The organism is Streptomyces sp. NBC_00341 (assembly GCF_041435055.1).
In the GTDB taxonomy this organism is placed as follows: domain Bacteria; phylum Actinomycetota; class Actinomycetes; order Streptomycetales; family Streptomycetaceae; genus Streptomyces.
Genome location: NZ_CP108002.1, coordinates 7,260,396 through 7,278,653, shown reverse-complemented (window position 1 = coordinate 7,278,653; position 18,258 = coordinate 7,260,396). Strand labels below are relative to the sequence as shown.

Here is an 18,258-nt window from a genome sequence, read left to right as displayed (position 1 = left end):
CACGGTCAGGCCCTGGTGAGGACGAGTGCGGCGTTGTGGCCGCCGAAGCCGAGCGAGGTCTTGACGGCCGCGTCGAACACGCCGGGCCGGGCCTCCTTGCTCACCACTTCGAGCGGGATCTCCGGGTCCGGGGCGTCCAGGTTGACGGTGGGCGGCACGAGTTGGTGCTGGAGGGCCAGCACGGTCAGCGCGGTCTCGATGCCGCCCGCGGCGCCGAGGGTGTGCCCGGTCATCGCCTTCGTGGACGTGACGAGGGGGTGCGTGCCGAGTACCCGGCGCAGCATCACCGTCTCGATCAGGTCGTTCGCCACGGTCGAGGTGCCGTGCGCGTTGACGTGTCCGATGTCCGCCGCACCGATTCCGGCGTCCGCGAGGGCGGCGCGCAGGGCCCGTTCGATGCCGAGGCCCTCGGGGTCGGGCGCGACGGCGGAGTACGCGTCGCTGGACGCGCCGTAGCCGGCGATGTGCGCGCGGACGGTGGCGCCGCGGGCGCGGGCGTGCTCGGGGCGCTCCAGCACGAGGAGTCCGGCGCCCTCACCGACGACGAAGCCGTCGCGGTGGGTGTCGAAGGGGCGGCAGGCGGACTCGGGGTCGTCCCGGCGGGTGGAGACGGCCTTCAGCTGGCAGGCGCTGGCGATCAGCAGCCGGGAGCAGACCGATTCGGCGCCGCCCGCGACGACGATGTCGCAGGCCCCGGTGCGCAGCATCTGGTGGGCGGTGCCGATGGCGACGGTGCCGGACGAGCAGGCGGTGGAGACGGCCTGGCTGGGTCCGTGTGCGCCGAGGTCGGTCGCGACGCTGCTGGCGGCGCCGTTGACGACGGTGAGCGGGGCGAGTTTGGGCGAGACCCGGCGGGCGCCTCGCTCGGTGAGGGCGGCGTGCTGCTGGTCGTAGAAGGGCAGTCCGCCGTGGGCGGAGCCGATGACGACGGCGACGCGGGAACTGTCCCAGACCGAGGGGTCGAGTCCGGCGTCGGCGACGGCCTCACGGGCGGCGATGACGGCGAGCTGCGAGAAGCGGTCCATGAGCCGTTGGGTCGCCACGCCGAGGATCGCCCTCGTGTCGAGGCCGGTGACGGTGTACATGAAGTCGCAGGGCAGGTCGTGGAGTTCGGGCCGGTGCGGGACCGAGGGCGCGGTGGCGGCCTCCGAGACCCCGCGCCAGGTGGCGTCGGCGCCGACGCCCGCCGCGGTGACGAGACCGATCCCGGTGACGGCGGCGGCGAACGGCTCGGGGCGGTACCGGCCGGTCACGCGGCGGCCTTGGCGCGCACCGCGTCGACCAGTTGGCCGACGGTGTCGCGCGAGGTGAGCTGGACGTCGTCCAGGTCGACGCCCATCCGGTCCTCGATGAGGAGCCGCAGTTCCTCCAGGGCCAGGGAATCCAGCCTGAGCTGACGGAGCGACACTTCGGGGCGGATCGCCACGGGATCGGTTCCGAAGTTCGCCACCAGCAAGGTGCTGATCTCGTCTGCCGTGCTCATGGGCACTCCTCCGCTGTCGTACGCGGTGACGCCTTGCCGCGTGAGAGGTCACTGCCGTCGGGGGACGCCGGCCGGTCCGGAGGGACCCTTTATACGCCCTGTGGGAGGCGGCTTAGGCCCGCGTTCCCCCGTGCGGTGGGGGTGCTGGGCAGGTGTACGAATCCCCCGGTACCCGGACCGGGACCGGCCGATGCCGGCCGCCGGGTGGACGCGCCCGTATCCGCATGTCAACTCCATTGGAGTGAAAGCGAGTTCGACACAGGGCGCGTTGATTGTCATGCTCTGGACAGCTAGCTAATCTGGGCGGGCTTCGCGGCCCCGGCCCACCCCACCCCGGGCCCGGGGGCCGTTCTTCTCCCCCACAGAGCAGGAGCAGGTATGCCCAGCCGCCCGGCAGCCCACACCAAGGCCCGCGCATCCGTGCTGGCGGCCCTCACCGCCACCGTCCTGACCGTCACCGGAACCCCCGCCCTCGCCGCGCCGGACCCCGGCCACCCGCTGGACCGGGCCTTCGAGCGGGCGGCGAGCCGGTTCGGCGTACCGCGCGATCTGCTCGCCGCCGTCGGATACGGCGAGAGCCGCCTCGACGGCCACGCCGGACTCCCCAGCCAGGCGAACGGCTACGGCGTGATGCACCTCGTCAGCAACCCGTCGAACCGGACCCTGGAGCGGGCCGCCGCCCTCACCGGCGAGCCCCTGGCCGACCTCCGCACCGACACCGGGGCCAACATCCTGGGCGGCGCCGCGGTGCTGCGCGGCTACGCGGACAAGCTCGGCCTGGACGCCCGGGACCGGGCGGACATCGACGCCTGGTACCCGGCCGTCGCCCGCTACAGCGGCACCGGGGGCCCGGCCGCCGCCCTCTACGCCGACACGGTCTACACCTTCCTGGCGGACGGGCTCGACGCCCTCACCCCGGACGGCGAACGGATCTCGGTGACCGGCCGGCCGGTCTCCCCGGACAAGGGCTCGCTCGCCGCCGCGGAGCCGGGCACGCGCAGCGCCGACTACCCGGCCGCGCTCTGGGTCCCGGCCGATCCGGCCAACTTCGCGGCGGGCCGCTCGGCGGCGATCGACAAGGTGATCGTCCACATCACGCAGGGCTCGTACGCGGGCTCGATCAGCTGGTTCCAGAACCCGGTGGCCGAGGTGAGTTCGCACTACGTGGTGCGCTCGTCCGACGGCCAGATCACCCAGATGGTCCGCGACAGCGACACCGCGTACCACGCGCGCAGCGCCAACTCCTCCGCGCTCGGCATCGAGCACGAGGGGTTCGTCGACGATCCGTCCTGGTTCACGGACCCGATGTACCGCTCCTCCGCGGCCCTGACCGCGTACCTGTGCGACCGGTACGGGATCCCGAAGGACCGGGCGCACATCATCGGCCACAGCGAGGCGCCGGGCAACGACCACACCGACCCCGGCCCGAACTGGGACTGGACGCGCTACATGCAGCTGGTGGGCGGGGACACCGGGGGCGGCACCGCCCCGGACGGGCTGAGCTTCGCCGCTTACGCCGTCCAGCGCAGCGGCTCGACGGGCGCCCAGGTCAAGGCGGTCCAGCAGCTGCTGAACGAGCAGGGCCAGGCTGCGGGCGACGCCGACGGCACCTTCGGCCCGGCCACCGAGGGCGCGGTGACGGACTACCAGACGGCGCACGGGCTGGACGCGGACGGCGTCGTGGGGGCCAGGACCTGGACCGCGCTCCTGTCGGCCGGCCCGACGACGACGCTCCGCGAGGGCGCCTCCGGCGACGCCGTGAAGCGGCTCCAGCGCGCGCTGACCGCGACGCTCGGCTCGTCCGTCGGCATCGACGGGAGCTTCGGGCCCGCGACGACGACGGCGGTGCGCGGCTACCAGACGAGCCGCGGCCTGACGGCGGACGGCGTCGTGGGGCCGGACACCTGGGCGGCGCTGCGGGCGGGCCGCTGACGGACCCGGTCAGGGGCGGGGCCCGCCGCCCCGGGCCGTGTCCGGGAGTCATCGAGCGGGTCGCAGGCCATCGACGTCCGGGTCGGCGGGCGGGAGACGGCCCGCTACGGCTGCCCCACGGGCACCCTCGCCGTCGAGCACGACAAGCGGGACGGCAGCGGCCCCGACCTCGCGGCCGGCCAGGTCATCCGCCGGCTGCTGGACCGGGTGGGTCCGGTGCCATGTGGTTCCTTTCGCCGGTACCGGAGCGGGGCACGGCCGTACCCGCGCGGCGGTCAGCGCGCCGAGGGCTTTTCCGCCCGCTCGTACCGCAGTTCCACGACCCCGTTGCCGAAGGCACCGGTGCTCGCGAGCCGCAGGGGGGTCCTGGTGTCCGTCAGCGGGAACATGGGCTTTCCCCGGCCGATGAGGACCGGGTGGACGTAGACCCAGTACTCGTCGATCAGGTCGAGCGCCGCGAAGGACGCGGCCAGACCGGCGCCGCCGAGTGCCAGGTCGCCGCCGGGCTGCTCCTTCAGCGCCATGACCTCTTCCGGGACGACGTCATGGACGACGGTGGTGTTCCAGTCCGCCCGCTGAAGCGTCCGGGAGTAGACGTACTTCGGCATGTTCCGCCAGATGACCGCGAACTCGGCCGTCGGCCCGGCGGCGGCCGGGTCCTGGTCGGCGGTGGGCCAGAAATCCGCCATCAGCTCGTGGACGACCCGGCCGTGCAGGAAGCCGCCCATCGCGGCGAGCCGCTCGTTGAAGGCGTGGTGCAGATCATCGTCGACCTGATGCCAGTCGATGTCCCTGTCCGGCCCCTCGATATAGCCGTCGAGGGACATCGACATGAAATAGATGACCTTGCGCATCGCGAACCTCACCGGTCGGAATCATCGAAATCAGGGACGGGTCGGCGGAACGAATCCGACATTACCGGGCGGCCGTCCACGGGGCCGGGAAGAGACGGCGGCCGCTTGACGGGCCGGGGGGACGCCGCGTAGATCTTCCGGGAAGGGGCGGATCACGAAGGGCCGCGCGGGCCGCCCGTCCCACAGCGGCCTTGAGGAGTCCCGTGGTGAGAGTCGGAGCGGCACGCGCCGCCGCGGTCCGCTGGGTGGCCGCGCACGCCCGCCCCGCCGCCGGGTACCGGGGGGCGTACTTCAGCGGGTCGACCGTCGGCCGACCGGACGGAGCCGAGCTGGCGCCCTCCTCCGACGTCGATGTCGTGGTCGTCACGGAGGAGGACGAACCGCCCGTCAAGCCCGGCAAACTCCGTTACGAGGGCGTCCTGCTGGAGATCACTTACGTGCCGTGGGCCGAACTGCGCGACCCGGCGGCCGTGCTGTCCTCGTACCACCTGGCCGGCAGCTTCCGGCTCGACACGGTCATCGACGATCCCACCGGCCGGCTGCGCGCCCTGTACGCGGAGGTCTCGCCCAGGTTCGCCGGGCGGAGCTGGGTGCGCCGTCGGTGCCTGGACGCCCGGCACCGGGTCGAGAGCCGCCTGGCCGCGTTCGACACCGCCGCGCCCTTTCACGAGCAGGTGCCGGCCTGGATGTTCCCCACCGGGGTCACCACGCACGTCCTGCTGGTCGCCGCGCTGCGCAACCCCACCGTCCGGCTGCGCTATCCGGCGGTGCGCGACGTCCTGACCGGGTACGTGCGGCCGGAGCTCTATCCGGAGCTGCTGGGACTGCTCGGCTGCGCGGACGTCCCCGAGCGGCTGGTTCGGCACCATCTGGGAGAGCTGGTAAGGACGTTCGACGCCACGGTCCCGGTCGCGCGCACGCCGTTCTTCTTCAGCAGCGACCTCACCGCGCGGGCGCGTCCCATCGCCGTCGACGGCAGCCTGGAACTCCTGGACCGGGGTGACCACCGCGAGGCGGTCTTCTGGATCGTCGCGACCCTCGCCCGCTGCCACGCGGTACTGGCCGTGGACGCCCCCGCGCTGCACGTGGCACGGCTGCCCACGTTCGAGGCGGCCGTCGCCGAACTCACCGGGATCACCGGCACCGCCGACATCCTGGCCCGCCGTGCGGAGGTGACCCGGTTCCTGCCCCGGCTGTGGGCCGCCGCGGAAGACGTGATGGCAGCCAACCCGGACATCACCGGGGAGGCCGGAAACTCACTGCCACCACGCCGGACGGTCTGATAATTTGCCCGCATGATGCCTCCTCGTGTGTAGGACCCCGCACTGACCGCACCCGTCACCCGGGTGCGGCACTCCGGTGTCCCCGCATGCCCGCGGCGCCGTGTCCCGGCGCTGCCCTCACGAGGAATGCCATCGTGCCCACTTCTCCTTGCGCGCCCACGCGCGCGCCTTCGTACGCCACTGTCCTGCGTACCCCTCATGCAGCGCGCACCTTCGGCGCCGCCCTGCTCGGGCGGCTCTCCTACGGGATCGTCCCGCTCGCCATGCTGCTCGCGATCAAGGACGCCACCGGTTCGTACTCCGCGGCCGGCGGCGCCATGGCCCTGTTCGGGGTCGCCAGCGTCCTCCTCTCCCCCGCCCGTGCCGCGCTGATCGACCGGTACGGGCCGCGCCGGGTCCTGCCGCCGATGGCCGGGCTCTACGCGGCGGCGCTCTGCGCACTCGCCCTCGCCACCTGGCGGCCGGGCGCCCCGGCCCTCTCCCTGGGGGCGCTCGCCGTGGCGGCCGGTCTCTGCACCCCGCCGCTGGGTCCGGTCATGCGGACGCTGTGGAGCGGTCTCGTCCCGGACCGGGAACTCCTGCGGCGCGCGTTCAGTCTGGACGGCGTCGCGGAGGAACTGCTCTACGTCACGGGCCCGTTGCTGGTGGGCCTGATCGTGCGGGCGGCCCGGCCCTCGGCCGCGGTGCTGGCCGGTGCCGTGCTGGTCGTCGTGGGGGCGCTCGCGCTGGTGTCGTCACCGGCGGTGCCCCGCGACCACGTGAGGGCGAAGGCGGTCCCGGCCGACGCGCCCGCCGCTCCCCTCCCGGGCCTGCGCACCGTCGCCGCCCTGCGCCGCACGGCGCTGGTGACGGTCTCCGTGGGGATCTGCCTCGGGGCGCTCGAACTGCTGGTGGTGGCCTTCACCGAGCAGCGCGGCCAGGCCGCGGCGGTGTCCTGGGTGCTGGCCGCCCTCTCGGCCGGGAGCGCCGTCGGCGGTCTGGTGTACGGGGCGGTCCGGTGGAAGTCGGCGAACCGGACGCGGCTGGCGGCGGCCGCCGCGGGGATGGGCGCGGCGCTGACGGTCGCCGGTCTCTCGCCTCGGCTGTACGTGCTGGCCGCCGCCGTCGCGGTCGCCGGGCTGTTCGTCGGCCCGGTCCTCACGACCGGGTACCTGATCGCGGACGAGTCCGTGGACCCCGCCCGGCGCACCCAGGCGGGTGCCTGGGTCAACACCTCGTTCAACGCGGGGGCCGCGGGCGGCACCGCGGCGGTCGGGCTGCTCGTCGACCGGCTGCCGCTCGCGCTGTGCTTCGCCCTGGCGGCGGCGCCCGCGCTGCTGTGTGCGGGGGCGTCGGTGTTCCCGTGGGGCCGCCGGACCGGCCGAGCCTGATCCGGCGCCGCCGTCAGGGGCTGAGCCAGGACTCCCAGACCTGACTCAGCTCCGCCTCGACGGCCGGCGCCACCGTGTCCAGCAGCCGCACCTGCGCACCGGGCCCGGCCAGGTCCATCCGGTAGGGGTGCGGCGGTCCGGGCGGTGTCGCGCCGAGCGCGGCGACGGAGCCGATGACGCGGTTCGGGCCGAGGAGTCCGGGGAGTTCGCGCACCTCGGGGTCTGTGAGGTCGAGGTCCTCGACCAGCAGCTCCTGGTCCTCGTACGTCACCCGGGTCGTGGCCCGGATCCGCCCGCCGCGCTCCCCTGAGCGGCCCAGGACCAGGGTGTCGCGCCACAGCATCCTGGCCCCGGCCGCCAGCCGGGCGTCCATGGCCCGTTCGACGTCCGCCCCACTGGACACCACGAACGGCAACCCGTGCCAAGTGAGTTCGCCGCCCTCCGCGATGTCGACGCGGGCCCGCCACCGGGCACAGCCGCCCCGGTGGTCGTAGGCGACGAGTCCGGCCGGTTCGACCAGTTCCAGGTGCGCGCCCGGACCGACCGAGATGTTCAGGTCCAGCTCGTCGCCGGCGAGCAGCCCGGCCCGGATACCGACCAGGGCGATCCGGATCCGGCCGGGGCACGGCAGCAGCGGGCGGGGGGCGAGGAAGGCGCCGTCGCGCAGTTCGCGGGCGAGGTGGCGCCCGTCGCCGTCACGCTCCACGGCTACAACGGTGGGGTCCGTCACGGGTGCTCGTGGCTGTGCGGCGCCATCGGGCCGGGGTCGGTGGGGATGTGGGTTCCCGAGCGGTGACGGACCAGCAGGGACCGTACCCAGTCCGCGAGTTCGGCTATGGAGGCCGGGTCCTTCTTGGAGAGGGCGAGGACGGGAAGCCCGTTGCGGGCCTCCTCTGCGTCGGCGACCATCGCGGGCACGTCGACCTCCACGTAGGAGGCCAGGTCGGTCTTGTTGACGATCAGGAGGTCGGCGCCGGTGATGCCGGGGCCGCCCTTGCGCGCGACGTCGCCGCCGCCCGCCACGTCGATGCAGAAGAGCTGTGCGTCGGCCAGGGCGGGGCTGAAGGTGGCCGTGAGGTTGTCGCCGCCGCTCTCGATGAGCACCAGGTCCAGCGGTCCGTACGCCTCCTCCAGGTCCTCGACGGCGTCGAGGTTGGCGCTGACGTCGTCGCGGATCGCGGTGTGCGGGCAGGCGCCGGTCTCGACGGCGCGGATGCGTTCGGTGGGCAGTACGCCGGCCGAGCGCAGGAAGCGGGCGTCCTCGTCGGTGTAGATGTCGTTGGTGACCACCGCCATGGAGAGTTCACCGGCGAGCTCCCGGCACAGGGTGGCCAGGATGGAGCTCTTTCCGGTGCCGACCGGTCCCGCGACGCCCAGACGCAGGGCCCGGGGCTGGTTCAGCGGCTCGTGGAAGTGGGGGTTGGGCTGCTGCCCGGTGGTGGTCTCGTTCTCAGGCAAGGAAGAGTCTCCGTTCGCGTCGTGCGTGTTCGAGCGCCCACTGTTCGGTGAGCGCGGCGGTACGGGCGGGCAGTTGGTCCGGGGTCCGTACGGCGAGGGCCGCGGCCGCCGCGGCGGCCGCTTCGGGCTCTGCGGCGAGGATCCAGGCGACCGAGTCGAGCGGGTCGCCGGGCAGGAGTTTCAGGGCGGCGGACGCGACGGTCTGGAGCTCGTCGTAGACGACGGCGTGCGCCAGCTCCTCCTCGGAGACGTTCAGTACGGCTCCGAGGGCGCCGAGCGCGACCGGCCGCAGCGGGCGGGGGCGCATGGCGGTCAGTGCGGTGACCGCCGGATGGCCGGGGGCGAGGCGCCGGGCGAGCCGGTGCACGCCCCGGCCGAGCGTCACGGAGGTCTCGCGTTGCGGCGCGGCCGGGGTCCGTGCCGCCAGCGCCCGCTGCACGGGGCCGTAGTCGACCGGGTCGCGCAGCGCGGCCCGCAGGGCGAGGACGGCCGCGGCCGCCTCGGTGCGGGCGGTGGTGTGCAGCCGGGCCTTCAGCAGTGCGGGGACGCGGTCGCGGGTGAGGCCCGCGGCGACGGCGGGTTCGAGGCCGGCGCTGTAGGTGTACGCGCCGACCGGAAGCCGTCCGTCGCCCAGCAGCAGGGGTGCCAGTGCGCCCATCAGAACCCCATCAGAACATGGAGTACCGCTGGGCCAGCGGCAGTTCGGTGGCGGGCGACGGTTCCACGAGCTCTCCGTCGATGTGGATGGCGAAGGTCTCCGGGTCCACCTGGATGTCCGGGAGCGCGGTGTTGTTCGGCAGGTCCGCCTTGGTGAGGTGGCGGGTGGGGCGTACGGCGACCAGTTCGCGCTCCAGACCGAGGCGTTCGGCGAGGCCGTCGGCCAGGGCGGCCGGGGCGACGAAGCTGACCGAGAGGTGCGGGGCGGCCCCTGCGGCGGCGGTGGGGCGCAGCAGGACGGGCTGGGTGGTGGGGATCGCGGCGTTGGCGTCGCCCAGGGGTGCGTACACCACCATGCCGCCCTTGATCACGGCGGCGGGGCGGATGCCGAAGAACGCGGGGTCCCAGAGCACCAGGTCGGCCAGCTTGCCGGGTTCGACGGAGCCGATGACGTGGTCGATGCCGTGGGCGACGGCCGGGCAGATCGTGTACTTGGCGACGTAGCGGCGGGCCCGTTCGTTGTCGGCGGGCAGTGCGCTGTCCCGGTCGCCGAAGCGCTGCTTCATCACGTGGGCGACCTGCCAGGTGCGGCAGATGACCTCACCGATGCGGCCCATGGCCTGGGCGTCGGAGGAGGTGATGGAGAGGGCGCCTATGTCGTGCAGGATGTCCTCGGCCGCGATGGTGCTCGCCCGGATGCGGGACTCCGCGAAGGCGAGGTCCTCGGGGACGCGCGGGTTGAGGTGGTGGCAGACCATCAGCATGTCGAGGTGTTCGTCGACGGTGTTGACGGTGTGCGGGAGCGTCGGATTGGTGGACGCCGGGAGGATGTTGGGGTGCGAGGCGACGGTGATGATGTCGGGTGCGTGGCCGCCGCCCGCGCCTTCGGCGTGGAAGACGTGGATACCGCGTCCGGCGATGGCGTCGAGTGTCCCCTCGACGAAGCCGGCCTCGTTGAGGCTGTCGCCGTGCAGGGCGACCTGGAGGCCGTAGGCGTCGGCGGCCTTCAGCGCGGCGTCGATGGCGGCGGGGGTGGCGCCCCAGTCCTCGTGGACCTTGTAGCCGCCCGCGCCGCCGAGCGCGGCCTCGCGCAGGGCCTCCTCGCCGACGGTGGAGCCCTTCCCGAACAGCATGATGTTGAGCGGGACGCGGTCCAGGGACCGGTGCATCATCGCGAGGTTCCAGGCGCCTGGGGTGACCGTGGTGGCCTTGGATCCCTCGGTGGCTCCGGTGCCGCCGCCGATGACGGTGGTGGTGCCGGTGGCCAGGGCCTCGTGGAGGGTCTCCGGCATCAGGAAGTGGACGTGGGTGTCCACGGCTCCGGCGGTCAGGATGCGGCCCTCGCCGGAGACGACGTCGGTGCCGGGGCCGATCACCAAGTCGGGGTGGATGCCGTCGCCGGTGTCGGGGTTGCCGGAGCGGCCGAGGGCGACGATGCGGCCGGCCCTGATGCCGATGTCCGTCTTGACGATGCCCCAGTGGTCCAGGACCACGACGTTGGTGATGACGAGGTCGAGGGCGCCCTCCGCGCGTGGGGTGGTGGCCTGGCCCATCGATTCGCGGATGGACTTGCCGCCGCCGAAGACCGCCTCGTCGCCGCCGAAGCAGCGGTCCTCCTCGACCTCGATCCAGAGGTCGGTGTCGGCGAGCCGGATGCGGTCGCCGGTGGTGGGGCCGTAGAACGCCGCGTAGGCGGCGCGGGTCAGTTGTGCCATGTCACACGCCCTCCGTTGCGGTGTCCTGCGCGCCCCTGGACCGGGGCGCGGTGCGGACGACGATGCCGGGCACCTTCGCGCGTCCGCCGAGTTCGACGAGGGTGATCTCCGCGCCGACGCCGGGCTCGAAGCGCAGCGAGGTGCCGGACGGGATATCGAGCCGGAATCCCTCGGTCTGCGGCCGGTCGAAGGAAAGTGCGGGATTCACGTCGAAGAAATGGAAATGGGAGCCGATCTGAATGGGGCGGTCCCCGTCGTTCACCACCGTGAGCCGCAATGCGCGGCGTTCTGAATTCAGGTGGACCACGCCGGGCCCGGTGCGGATCTCGCCGGGGATCATGGGATCGGTGAGGTGATCGTGACGAGCTTGCGCCCGTCCGGGAAGGTCGCCTCGACCTGGACGTCGTGCAGCATCTCCGGAACGCCTTCCAGCACGTCAGCGCGGGTCAGCACGGATCGTCCCATGGTCATGAGGTCGGCGACGCGGGCGCCTTCCCTGGCACGTTCCATCGCCCAGCAGGCGAGCAGGGCGACGGCCTCGGGGTAGTTCAGACGGACGCCGCGCTCCCGGCGGTCGCGGGCAACCATTCCGGCGACGCTCAGCAGCAATTTCTCCGTGTCGGACGGAGTGAGAAACATGGGAAACCTCCATGGCGGCAGTCCCCGGAATTCCCGGAATCGCCTTGGCCACGTTCCTCTTATAAGCCTCCGGATGGCGCCGTGGCAACTCGCACCACACCGCAAAAAGTCCCTTTCTTGCATCATGACCCACTATATACGGGCAAAGCAGACAAATTTTGGTCATCATCGGACCACGCGAAAGGCGGCCGCGCACCCCCGTCCGGGGTGCGCGGCCGCCTCAAGAGAGGAGCTCAGCAGGTCACTTCAGGCCGAAGGCCCGGATGATCTCCTGGTCCACGGTGAAGCCGCTGCCGGCCTCGGCGTGCGCCTTGAGCGAAACCGCGGTGGCACCCTTCTTCGGGGTCTTGAACCGGGCGGTCCAGGAACCGGCCGAGTCCTTCTTCAGCCGCACCGCGCTCCAGGTCTCCCCGTCGTCGTAGCTGACCGACAGCGAGGCCTTCGACGCCTTCACGGCACCGTCCAGCCACTCCTGCGTGGCGGACGAGAGACCGATCTCGGTCGTCTTCCCGGCCTTCACGTCACCGGCCAGGTCGGTCTTGACGTCGTAGTCCAGCTGGAGCAGCGGGATGTCGGCCTGCTCCGGTCCCGACGGGTCGAGCGCGCCCGAGAGGAAGTTCCACTCGGTGTGCGTGCGGACCGAAGTCTTCCAGACCCCCTCGTCACGCGAGGCGTCGAGCGCCAGCCGGTACGGGAGCTTCTCCGGCGAGAGGTCCCAGGCGTAGCCCGCGCGGCCGGCCGACTTGCTGAGCTGGGTGTCGCCCTGGAAGAAGGCGATGGTGCCGCTGTCGTACTCCTTGTCGGGCATCGAGCCGGAGTGGCCCGTGCCGGAGTCGGTCCACGGCGTGATGTTGAACTGGATGTCGTTGTACGAGGAGCGGAACGGGCCCCAGTAGCCGGTGCCCAGCCTCGGGCGGCTGATCGGCGCGAACCACGAGTCCCGGTAGCTGTGGCCGGCCCGGTAGTCCATGGTGCCGCTGCGCTCCTCCAGCGCGGTGTCCGTGTTCTCGTCGTTGAGGACCGAGTGGTTCTCGTACCAGAACGAGTCGCCGGGGAGCGGGGTGACCCACTCCGTGCGGGTGCCCGGGAACTTCTCGTACTCCTCGAAGCCGACGCCGGGGCCGTAGTCCGGGATGTCGTAGCGGAAGCCGCCGCCGACGACGTCGCGGTTGCCGTAGAAGGTGTTCTCCACCTTCGCCAGCTGATGGGCGGACGGGGCGAATGCCAGCGAGCGGTCCGGGATGGTGCCGTCGTGGCGGTCGACCAGGTCGTACACGTAGCGCGCGAACTTACGCTGCTCCACGGTCACCTTCTTGCCGCCCCTGGCCGCCTTGACCAGTCCCTCACCGGCCAGCCGCTGGACGGACGCGACCGGGATGGCCGCCGTGGTGCCGTAGTCGGTGTACGACTCCATCAGCACGCCGTCGCCCTGGTTGACGACGAAGAGCGCCTTGGCCCCGGCTGCGACGGCTGCCGCGAGCCGGTCGGCGGGGGTCACGGAGGCGTCGGCGCGGATGACGACGGCCTTGCCCCTGGCGTTGACGCCCCGGTAGTCGGCGGCGGCGCCGTTGCCCGCGAAGACGCTGCCGAGCTTCTTGTCGCTGTCCTCGGCGACGGGCGATCCGCCCTGCACGGTCACCGGCACATCGCGGCCGCCGGCCGTCAGGTCGATGAGCTTCTCGCCCTGCCGCCAGCGGGTCAGGAAGGAGAAGCTGCCCTGGGTGACCTTCTTGGTCGGGCTCGCCCACAGCTGGTCGTACGTCAGCGGGATCTGGTACGCGTCGCGCTGGACGGTGCCGTCCGGTGCGGTGCGCGCCATGTCGTAGCGCAGCTGGCGGTTCTCGGTCTCCTTCGGCGTCCGCACGCTGACCTTGTGGGCCTTGGAGGCGTCGAGGGTGATCTTCGTCGACTTGTCGAGGATGATCTCGGGGGCCGCCAGGAAGGCGAGGGCCTGCGAGTCGGCGGTGTCGCCCTTGATGTCGGCGGCGGTCCAGGCGGTGTAGTTGCCGGGCGGCAGCCGCAGCGTGGTGTCACCGGGGACGGCGACGACGCCCAGGTTCTCGTCGCCCAGGGCGGCGATGACGACCTGTCCGTCCATCGGCTTGCCCGCGCGGTCGCGCAGCTCGATCTTCAGGTCGTAGAGCTCCTGCTCCTTGTTGAGCGCGAAGCCGGTGTGCGCGACGGTGGCGCCCGAGGCGTCCTTCGCGACGACCTGCCCGGAGAAGGTGGTGTTGTCGGCGACCTTCTTCGGGTCGAGCGAGAGGACGGCCTGTGCGGTCGAACCGGCCGGGACGGTCAGCTGCTTCACCGACAGCGTGTAGGCGTCGGCGTCCGTGTCGGTCGCCAGGTCCAGCGTGACGCCCTTGTCACCGGTGTTGCGGTAGGTGATGGTGCGCTCGGTGACCGGGTCCGAGTCGGAGTGCGGCCAGGCGTAGGACGCGACGGCGACGGAGCCGGTGGCCTCGATCGTGGTGTCGATCGCCGCCTTCACGTCGAGCCGGCCGGTGCCCTGCTCGTACGGGGTGTAGTCCGGCAGTTCCTTCGACGAGGTCATCAGCGCGTCCTTGACGCGCTGACCGGACCAGTCGGGGTGACGCTGCTTCACGATGGCGGCGGCGCCGGCGACATGGGGCGTCGCCATCGACGTACCGGACATCGACTGGTACATGCCCTCCATGCCGGGGACCGACTGCGAGGCGGCGGCGTTGATGTCGACGCCGGGCGCGGAGAGGTCGGGCTTCAGGCCGTAGCTGCGGGTCAGCGGGCCCATGGAGGAGAAGTCCGCGCGGTTGTCCTGCTTGTCGACGGCGGCGATGGTGAGCGCCTTGTCCGCGGAACCCGGCGAGCCGATGGTGCCCGCGCCGTAGGCGTTGCCGGCCGCGATCACGAAGAGCGGGCCGCCGTCGGCCGAGAGGGAGTCCACGGCCTGCGACATCGGGTCGGAGCCGTCGTCCGGGACGCTGGAGCCCAGGCTCATGGAGACGACGTCGGCGCCCTCCGCCTTGGCCCACTCCATCGCCTCGATGATCCCGGAGTCCGCGCCGGAGCCCTCGTTGCTCAGCACCTTGCCGACGATCAGGTCCGCGCCGGGCGCGACGCCCTTGTTGAGGCCGTCGGAGGCGGCGCCGGAGCCCGCGATGGTGGAGGCGACGTGCGTGCCGTGGCCGTTCTTGTCGTCGACCTCCTCGCCGGGCACGAAGCTCTTCGACTCCAGGACGCGGTCCTTGACGTCCGGGTGGTCGGCGTCGATTCCGGTGTCCAGGACGGCGACCTTGGAGCCCTTGCCGTCGTAGCCGGCGGCCCACGCCTGCGGGGCGTTGACCTGCGGTACGGAGTCCTTCAGCGCGGCCTCGACCCGGCCGTCGAGCCAGAGCTTCGCGATGCCGTTGTCCAGCGAACGGGCCCCGGGCGTGGCGGCGATGTCGTCCCAGAAGGCTCGGGTGGTGGCCTTGGCCGCCTTCAGCGCCGCGCCGTGGATGCTGTCCAGCCGGTGGACCGTCCTGCTGCCCCGGGGCGCGGCGGGCAGCGAACGGGCCTTGCTCGCCGGGTAGGTGGCGATCAGCGGGATGCCGCCGGACCTCGCGTCGTCGTAGCCCATCTTCGCCAGCGCGGTGACGTCGAAGAGCCGGCGGTCCAGCTTGCCGGCGGCGAGCAGGGGCGCCGCCTCGTCGGGCAGGACGTAGATGGCGTCGCCCGCCTGCTGGACGTGCACGCCGCCCGCCGCGCCGTCGGGCCGGTCCACGGTGACGGTGTCCTGCTTTCCGGCGCCGTCGGTGTAGTGCACGACGTCACCGGTGAGCAGGGTGATGTCGTACTGCTTGACCGGGGCGGCCGGGTGGCCGGTGGCGGAGGGCCGGCCGGTGGCCGCGGCGGCGGTGCCCGTGGCGGGGAGCAGCGCGCCGCTCACCAGGGCGACGGAGGTCGCTATGAGGAGGGCTCTGCGCCCCGCACGAGCGGGTCTCGCTCTGCCGGAGGCAGTGGAGGGGGTGAATGTCATGCAGCTGATCTAAAGGTAAATCACGGGCTGCGGTGAGGTTCACCCCTGGCGTGAATGTGCCGTGGCGGCAACCCGCCCCTCGGCGCGGGCGCTTGAGAGGGCCTGATCAGGCCACGGAGACCATCCGCCCGGCGGGCGGCGCGGTTGCGCTGTGGTGGATCGGGGTATGGGCGCCGGTCAGCGGTACGCCGGTGCCGCCGCGCCGGTCGGCGACGATCTCCGCGGCGATCGACAGGGCGGTCTCCTCGGGCGTCCGGGCGCCCAGGTCGAGCCCGATCGGCGAACGCAGCCGGGCCAGTTCGAGTTCGGTGACCCCGGCCTCGCGCAGCCGTTCGTTGCGCTCAAGATGGGTGCGGCGCGAGCCCATCGCTCCGACGTACGCGGCCGGCAGCTTCAACGCCGCCTCCAGCAGCGGGACATCGAACTTGGCGTCATGGGTGAGCACGCACAGGACGGTGCGGGCGTCGACGGTGGTCCTGGCCAGATAGCGGTGCGGCCACTCGATGACCAGCTCGTCCGCCTCCGGGAACCTGGCCTTCGTGGCGAAGACGGGGCGGGCGTCGCACACCGTGACGTGGTAACCGAGGAACTTCCCGGCCCGCACCAGCGCGGCGGCGAAGTCGATGGCCCCGAACACGATCATCCGGGGCGGCGGGACGCTGGACTCGACGAGCAGCGTGAGGGGCTGCCCGCAGAGCGAGCCGTCGGCGCCGAGGGTGACGGAGCCGGTGCGGCCCGCGTCCAGCATCGCGCGGGCCTCGGCCGCGACGGTGCGGTCGAGCTCGGGGTGTCCCCCGAGCCCGCCCTCGTGGGCGCCGTCCGGCCGGACCAGCAGGGGCCTGCCGAGGAGTTCGGCGGGCCCCTCGGTGACCCGGGCGATCCCGGCCGCCTCCCCCCGGGCGGCCGCGGCGAGCGCGGCGGCGTACACCGGGCGGGCCGGGTCGCCGGCCCGGACCGGTGTCACCAGGATGTCGATGATGCCGCCGCAGGTCAGGCCGACCGCGAAGGCGTCCTCGTCGCTGTAGCCGAACCGCTCCCGGACGGTTATGCCGTCTTCGAGGGCCTGTTGGCACAGTTCGTACACCGCGCCCTCCACACATCCGCCGGAGACGGAGCCGATCACCGTGCCGTCGCGGTCGACGGCCAGTGCGGCGCCCGGCTGCCTCGGCGCGCTGCCCCCGACGGCCACCACGGTGGCCACCGCGAATTCGCGTCCCTGCCCGGCCCATCGGTCGAGCTCCTCGGCGATGTCCAGCATCTCGGTCTCCTTGACGGATGTGTGAAGGGAGGGCGTCAGCTGACGCCCAGCCAGCTTTCGAGCGGATGGAGCGCGAAGTAGACGATGAAGATCACCGTCAGCCCCCACATGAAGGCACCGACCTCGCGAGCCCGGCCCTGGGCGACCTTGATCGCGACCCAGGAGATGACACCTGCCGCCACACCGGTGGTGATGGTGTACGTGAACGGCATCAGGACCACGGTCAGGAAGACCGGGATGGCGACGGCGCGGTCGCTCCAGTCCACGTGGCGGGCGTTCTGCATCATCATGGCGCCGATGACGACCAGGGCGGCGGAGGCCACCTCGGCCGGCACGATCGCCGTGAGCGGGGTGAAGAAGAGACAGGCCGCGAAGAAGAGGCCGGTGACGACGGAGGCGAGCCCGGTACGGGCACCTTCCCCGACCCCGGTCGCGGACTCCACGAAGACCGTCTGCCCGGAGCCGCCGGCGACGCCGCCGATCGCACCGCCCGCGCCGTCGATGAACAGCGCCTTGGACAGGCCCGGCATGCGGCCCTTGTCGTCGGCCAGCTTCGCCTCCGTACCGACACCGATGATGGTGGCCATCGCGTCGAAGAAGCCGGCCAGCACGAGGGTGAAGACGATGAAGCCGACGGTCATCGCGCCGACGTCGCCCCAGCCGCCGAACTGGACGTCCCCGAAGAGCGAGAAGTCCGGGTTGGAGACCGCGGAGCCCTTGAGCTCGGGCGGGCCGCTGCTCCAGATCTTCGGGTCGACATCGGCGAGCTTGTTGATCACGATGGCGACCACGGTGCCGACGACGATGCCGATGAGGATCGCGCCGGGGATGTTGCGGGCCTGGAGCATGAAGATGAGCAGCAGCGTCACCGCGAAGATGAGGACGGGCCAGCCGGCGAGTTCACCGGCCGGGCCGAGGGTCACCGGGGTGCCGGTGCCCTTGCCCACGAATCCGGCCTTGTAGAGGCCGATGAGCGCGATGAACAGGCCGATTCCCATGGTGATGCCGTGCTTCAGCGCGAGCGGGATCGCGTTCATGATCAGCTCACGCAGACCGGTGACCACCAGGAGGCAGATCACCAGGCCGTACATCACGCACATGCCCATGGCCTGCGGCCAGGACATCTCGGGGGCGACCTGCGAGGACAGGACACCGGAGACGCTGAGCCCCGCGGCGAGCGCGAGGGGCACCTTGCCGACGAACCCCATCAGCAGGGTGGTCGCCGCCGCCGCGAGCGCGGTCGCGGTGATCAGTCCCGGCTGGCTGAGGATGTTGCCGTCCACATCCTTGCCGCCGAGGATGAGTGGATTGAGCAGCAGGATGTATGCCATGGCCATGAAGGTCGTGACACCGCCGCGCACTTCGCGTGCGACGGTCGATCCGCGCTCGGATATGTGAAAGTACCGGTCGAGCCATGATCTGCCGGCGGGGACGCGCGAGCCGGGGCCCGCTTCCTCCGCGGTGGTCGTGGGCTCCACTGACTGCTGGGTCATGATGCCTGACTCCCAAGGTTCACAGGGGCACCCGCGATGGAGAATCAAGATGCGGGATTTGGGATGACTGCGCGGGCGGCACGACCCGGGGGACGGCCCGAGACGAACTGTTCATGCAG

15 protein-coding genes are annotated in these 18,258 nt (G+C 72.1%); 3 read left to right on the top strand and 12 right to left on the bottom strand.

Annotated elements, in window-relative coordinates:
- Positions 1–5 precede the first annotated feature (5 nt).
- Both OG892_RS32710 and OG892_RS32705 read right to left on the bottom strand, forming a co-directional pair.
- On the bottom strand, positions 6–1,253 hold the full coding sequence (locus OG892_RS32710) for a beta-ketoacyl synthase (protein WP_073735037.1): 1,248 nt from the start codon (positions 1,251–1,253) through the stop codon (positions 6–8).
- Positions 1,250–1,483, bottom strand: coding sequence for an acyl carrier protein (locus OG892_RS32705; RefSeq protein ID WP_073735036.1), 234 nt, complete (start codon positions 1,481–1,483; stop codon positions 1,250–1,252). Before OG892_RS32705 ends, OG892_RS32710 begins: the two co-directional genes overlap by 4 nt.
- A gap of 378 nt (positions 1,484–1,861) precedes the next feature.
- Between OG892_RS32705 and OG892_RS32700 the strand changes: the two genes are divergently transcribed.
- A complete protein-coding gene (locus tag OG892_RS32700; protein ID WP_371630951.1) occupies positions 1,862–3,415 on the top strand; it encodes a peptidoglycan-binding protein in 1,554 nt (517 codons plus the stop codon).
- A 275-nt stretch (positions 3,416–3,690) separates the two neighbouring features.
- On the opposite strand, the gene OG892_RS32695 is transcribed toward OG892_RS32700, so the two are convergent.
- Complete coding sequence (locus tag OG892_RS32695) at positions 3,691–4,269, bottom strand: dihydrofolate reductase family protein (RefSeq protein WP_371631727.1); 579 nt, start codon at positions 4,267–4,269, stop codon at positions 3,691–3,693.
- Positions 4,270–4,475: 206 nt separating this feature from the next.
- Between OG892_RS32695 and OG892_RS32690 the strand changes: the two genes are divergently transcribed.
- Together OG892_RS32690 and OG892_RS32685 are read left to right on the top strand one after the other, a co-directional pair.
- Positions 4,476–5,552 (top strand): hypothetical protein, encoded by a 1,077-nt coding sequence (locus OG892_RS32690; protein ID WP_371630950.1) that lies wholly within the window; start codon positions 4,476–4,478, stop codon positions 5,550–5,552.
- A gap of 131 nt (positions 5,553–5,683) precedes the next feature.
- Positions 5,684–6,922: an MFS transporter gene (locus tag OG892_RS32685; protein WP_371631726.1), complete on the top strand. Its 1,239-nt coding sequence runs from the start codon at positions 5,684–5,686 to the stop codon at positions 6,920–6,922.
- A gap of 13 nt (positions 6,923–6,935) precedes the next feature.
- On the opposite strand, the gene OG892_RS32680 is transcribed toward OG892_RS32685, so the two are convergent.
- The 9 genes from OG892_RS32680 to OG892_RS32640 form a co-directional block, all read right to left on the bottom strand.
- Complete coding sequence (locus OG892_RS32680; RefSeq protein WP_371630949.1) at positions 6,936–7,628, bottom strand: urease accessory protein UreD; 693 nt, start codon at positions 7,626–7,628, stop codon at positions 6,936–6,938.
- 20 nt (positions 7,629–7,648) lie between these two features.
- Positions 7,649–8,323, bottom strand: a complete 675-nt coding sequence (gene ureG, locus OG892_RS32675) for an urease accessory protein UreG (RefSeq protein ID WP_328698088.1) — start codon at positions 8,321–8,323, stop codon at positions 7,649–7,651.
- A gap of 49 nt (positions 8,324–8,372) precedes the next feature.
- Complete coding sequence (locus tag OG892_RS32670) at positions 8,373–9,038, bottom strand: urease accessory protein UreF (protein WP_073735030.1); 666 nt, start codon at positions 9,036–9,038, stop codon at positions 8,373–8,375.
- Between the two features lie 10 nt (positions 9,039–9,048).
- Positions 9,049–10,752 (bottom strand): urease subunit alpha, encoded by a 1,704-nt coding sequence (locus tag OG892_RS32665; RefSeq protein ID WP_073735029.1) that lies wholly within the window; start codon positions 10,750–10,752, stop codon positions 9,049–9,051.
- A gap of 1 nt (position 10,753) precedes the next feature.
- Complete coding sequence (locus OG892_RS32660) at positions 10,754–11,092, bottom strand: urease subunit beta (RefSeq protein ID WP_073735028.1); 339 nt, start codon at positions 11,090–11,092, stop codon at positions 10,754–10,756.
- On the bottom strand, positions 11,089–11,391 hold the full coding sequence (locus OG892_RS32655) for an urease subunit gamma (RefSeq protein ID WP_073735027.1): 303 nt from the start codon (positions 11,389–11,391) through the stop codon (positions 11,089–11,091). The genes OG892_RS32660 and OG892_RS32655 overlap by 4 nt, the downstream gene beginning before the upstream one ends.
- 241 nt (positions 11,392–11,632) lie before the next feature.
- Complete coding sequence (locus tag OG892_RS32650; RefSeq protein ID WP_371630948.1) at positions 11,633–15,388, bottom strand: S8 family serine peptidase; 3,756 nt, start codon at positions 15,386–15,388, stop codon at positions 11,633–11,635.
- 106 nt (positions 15,389–15,494) lie between these two features.
- Positions 15,495–16,646: an XdhC family protein gene (locus OG892_RS32645; protein WP_371630947.1), complete on the bottom strand. Its 1,152-nt coding sequence runs from the start codon at positions 16,644–16,646 to the stop codon at positions 15,495–15,497.
- Between the two features lie 35 nt (positions 16,647–16,681).
- Positions 16,682–18,139 carry an NCS2 family permease gene (locus OG892_RS32640; RefSeq protein WP_073735025.1) on the bottom strand — a complete coding sequence of 486 codons (1,458 nt, stop codon included), beginning with the start codon at positions 18,137–18,139 and terminating at the stop codon, positions 16,682–16,684.
- Positions 18,140–18,258: the final 119 nt, after the last annotated feature.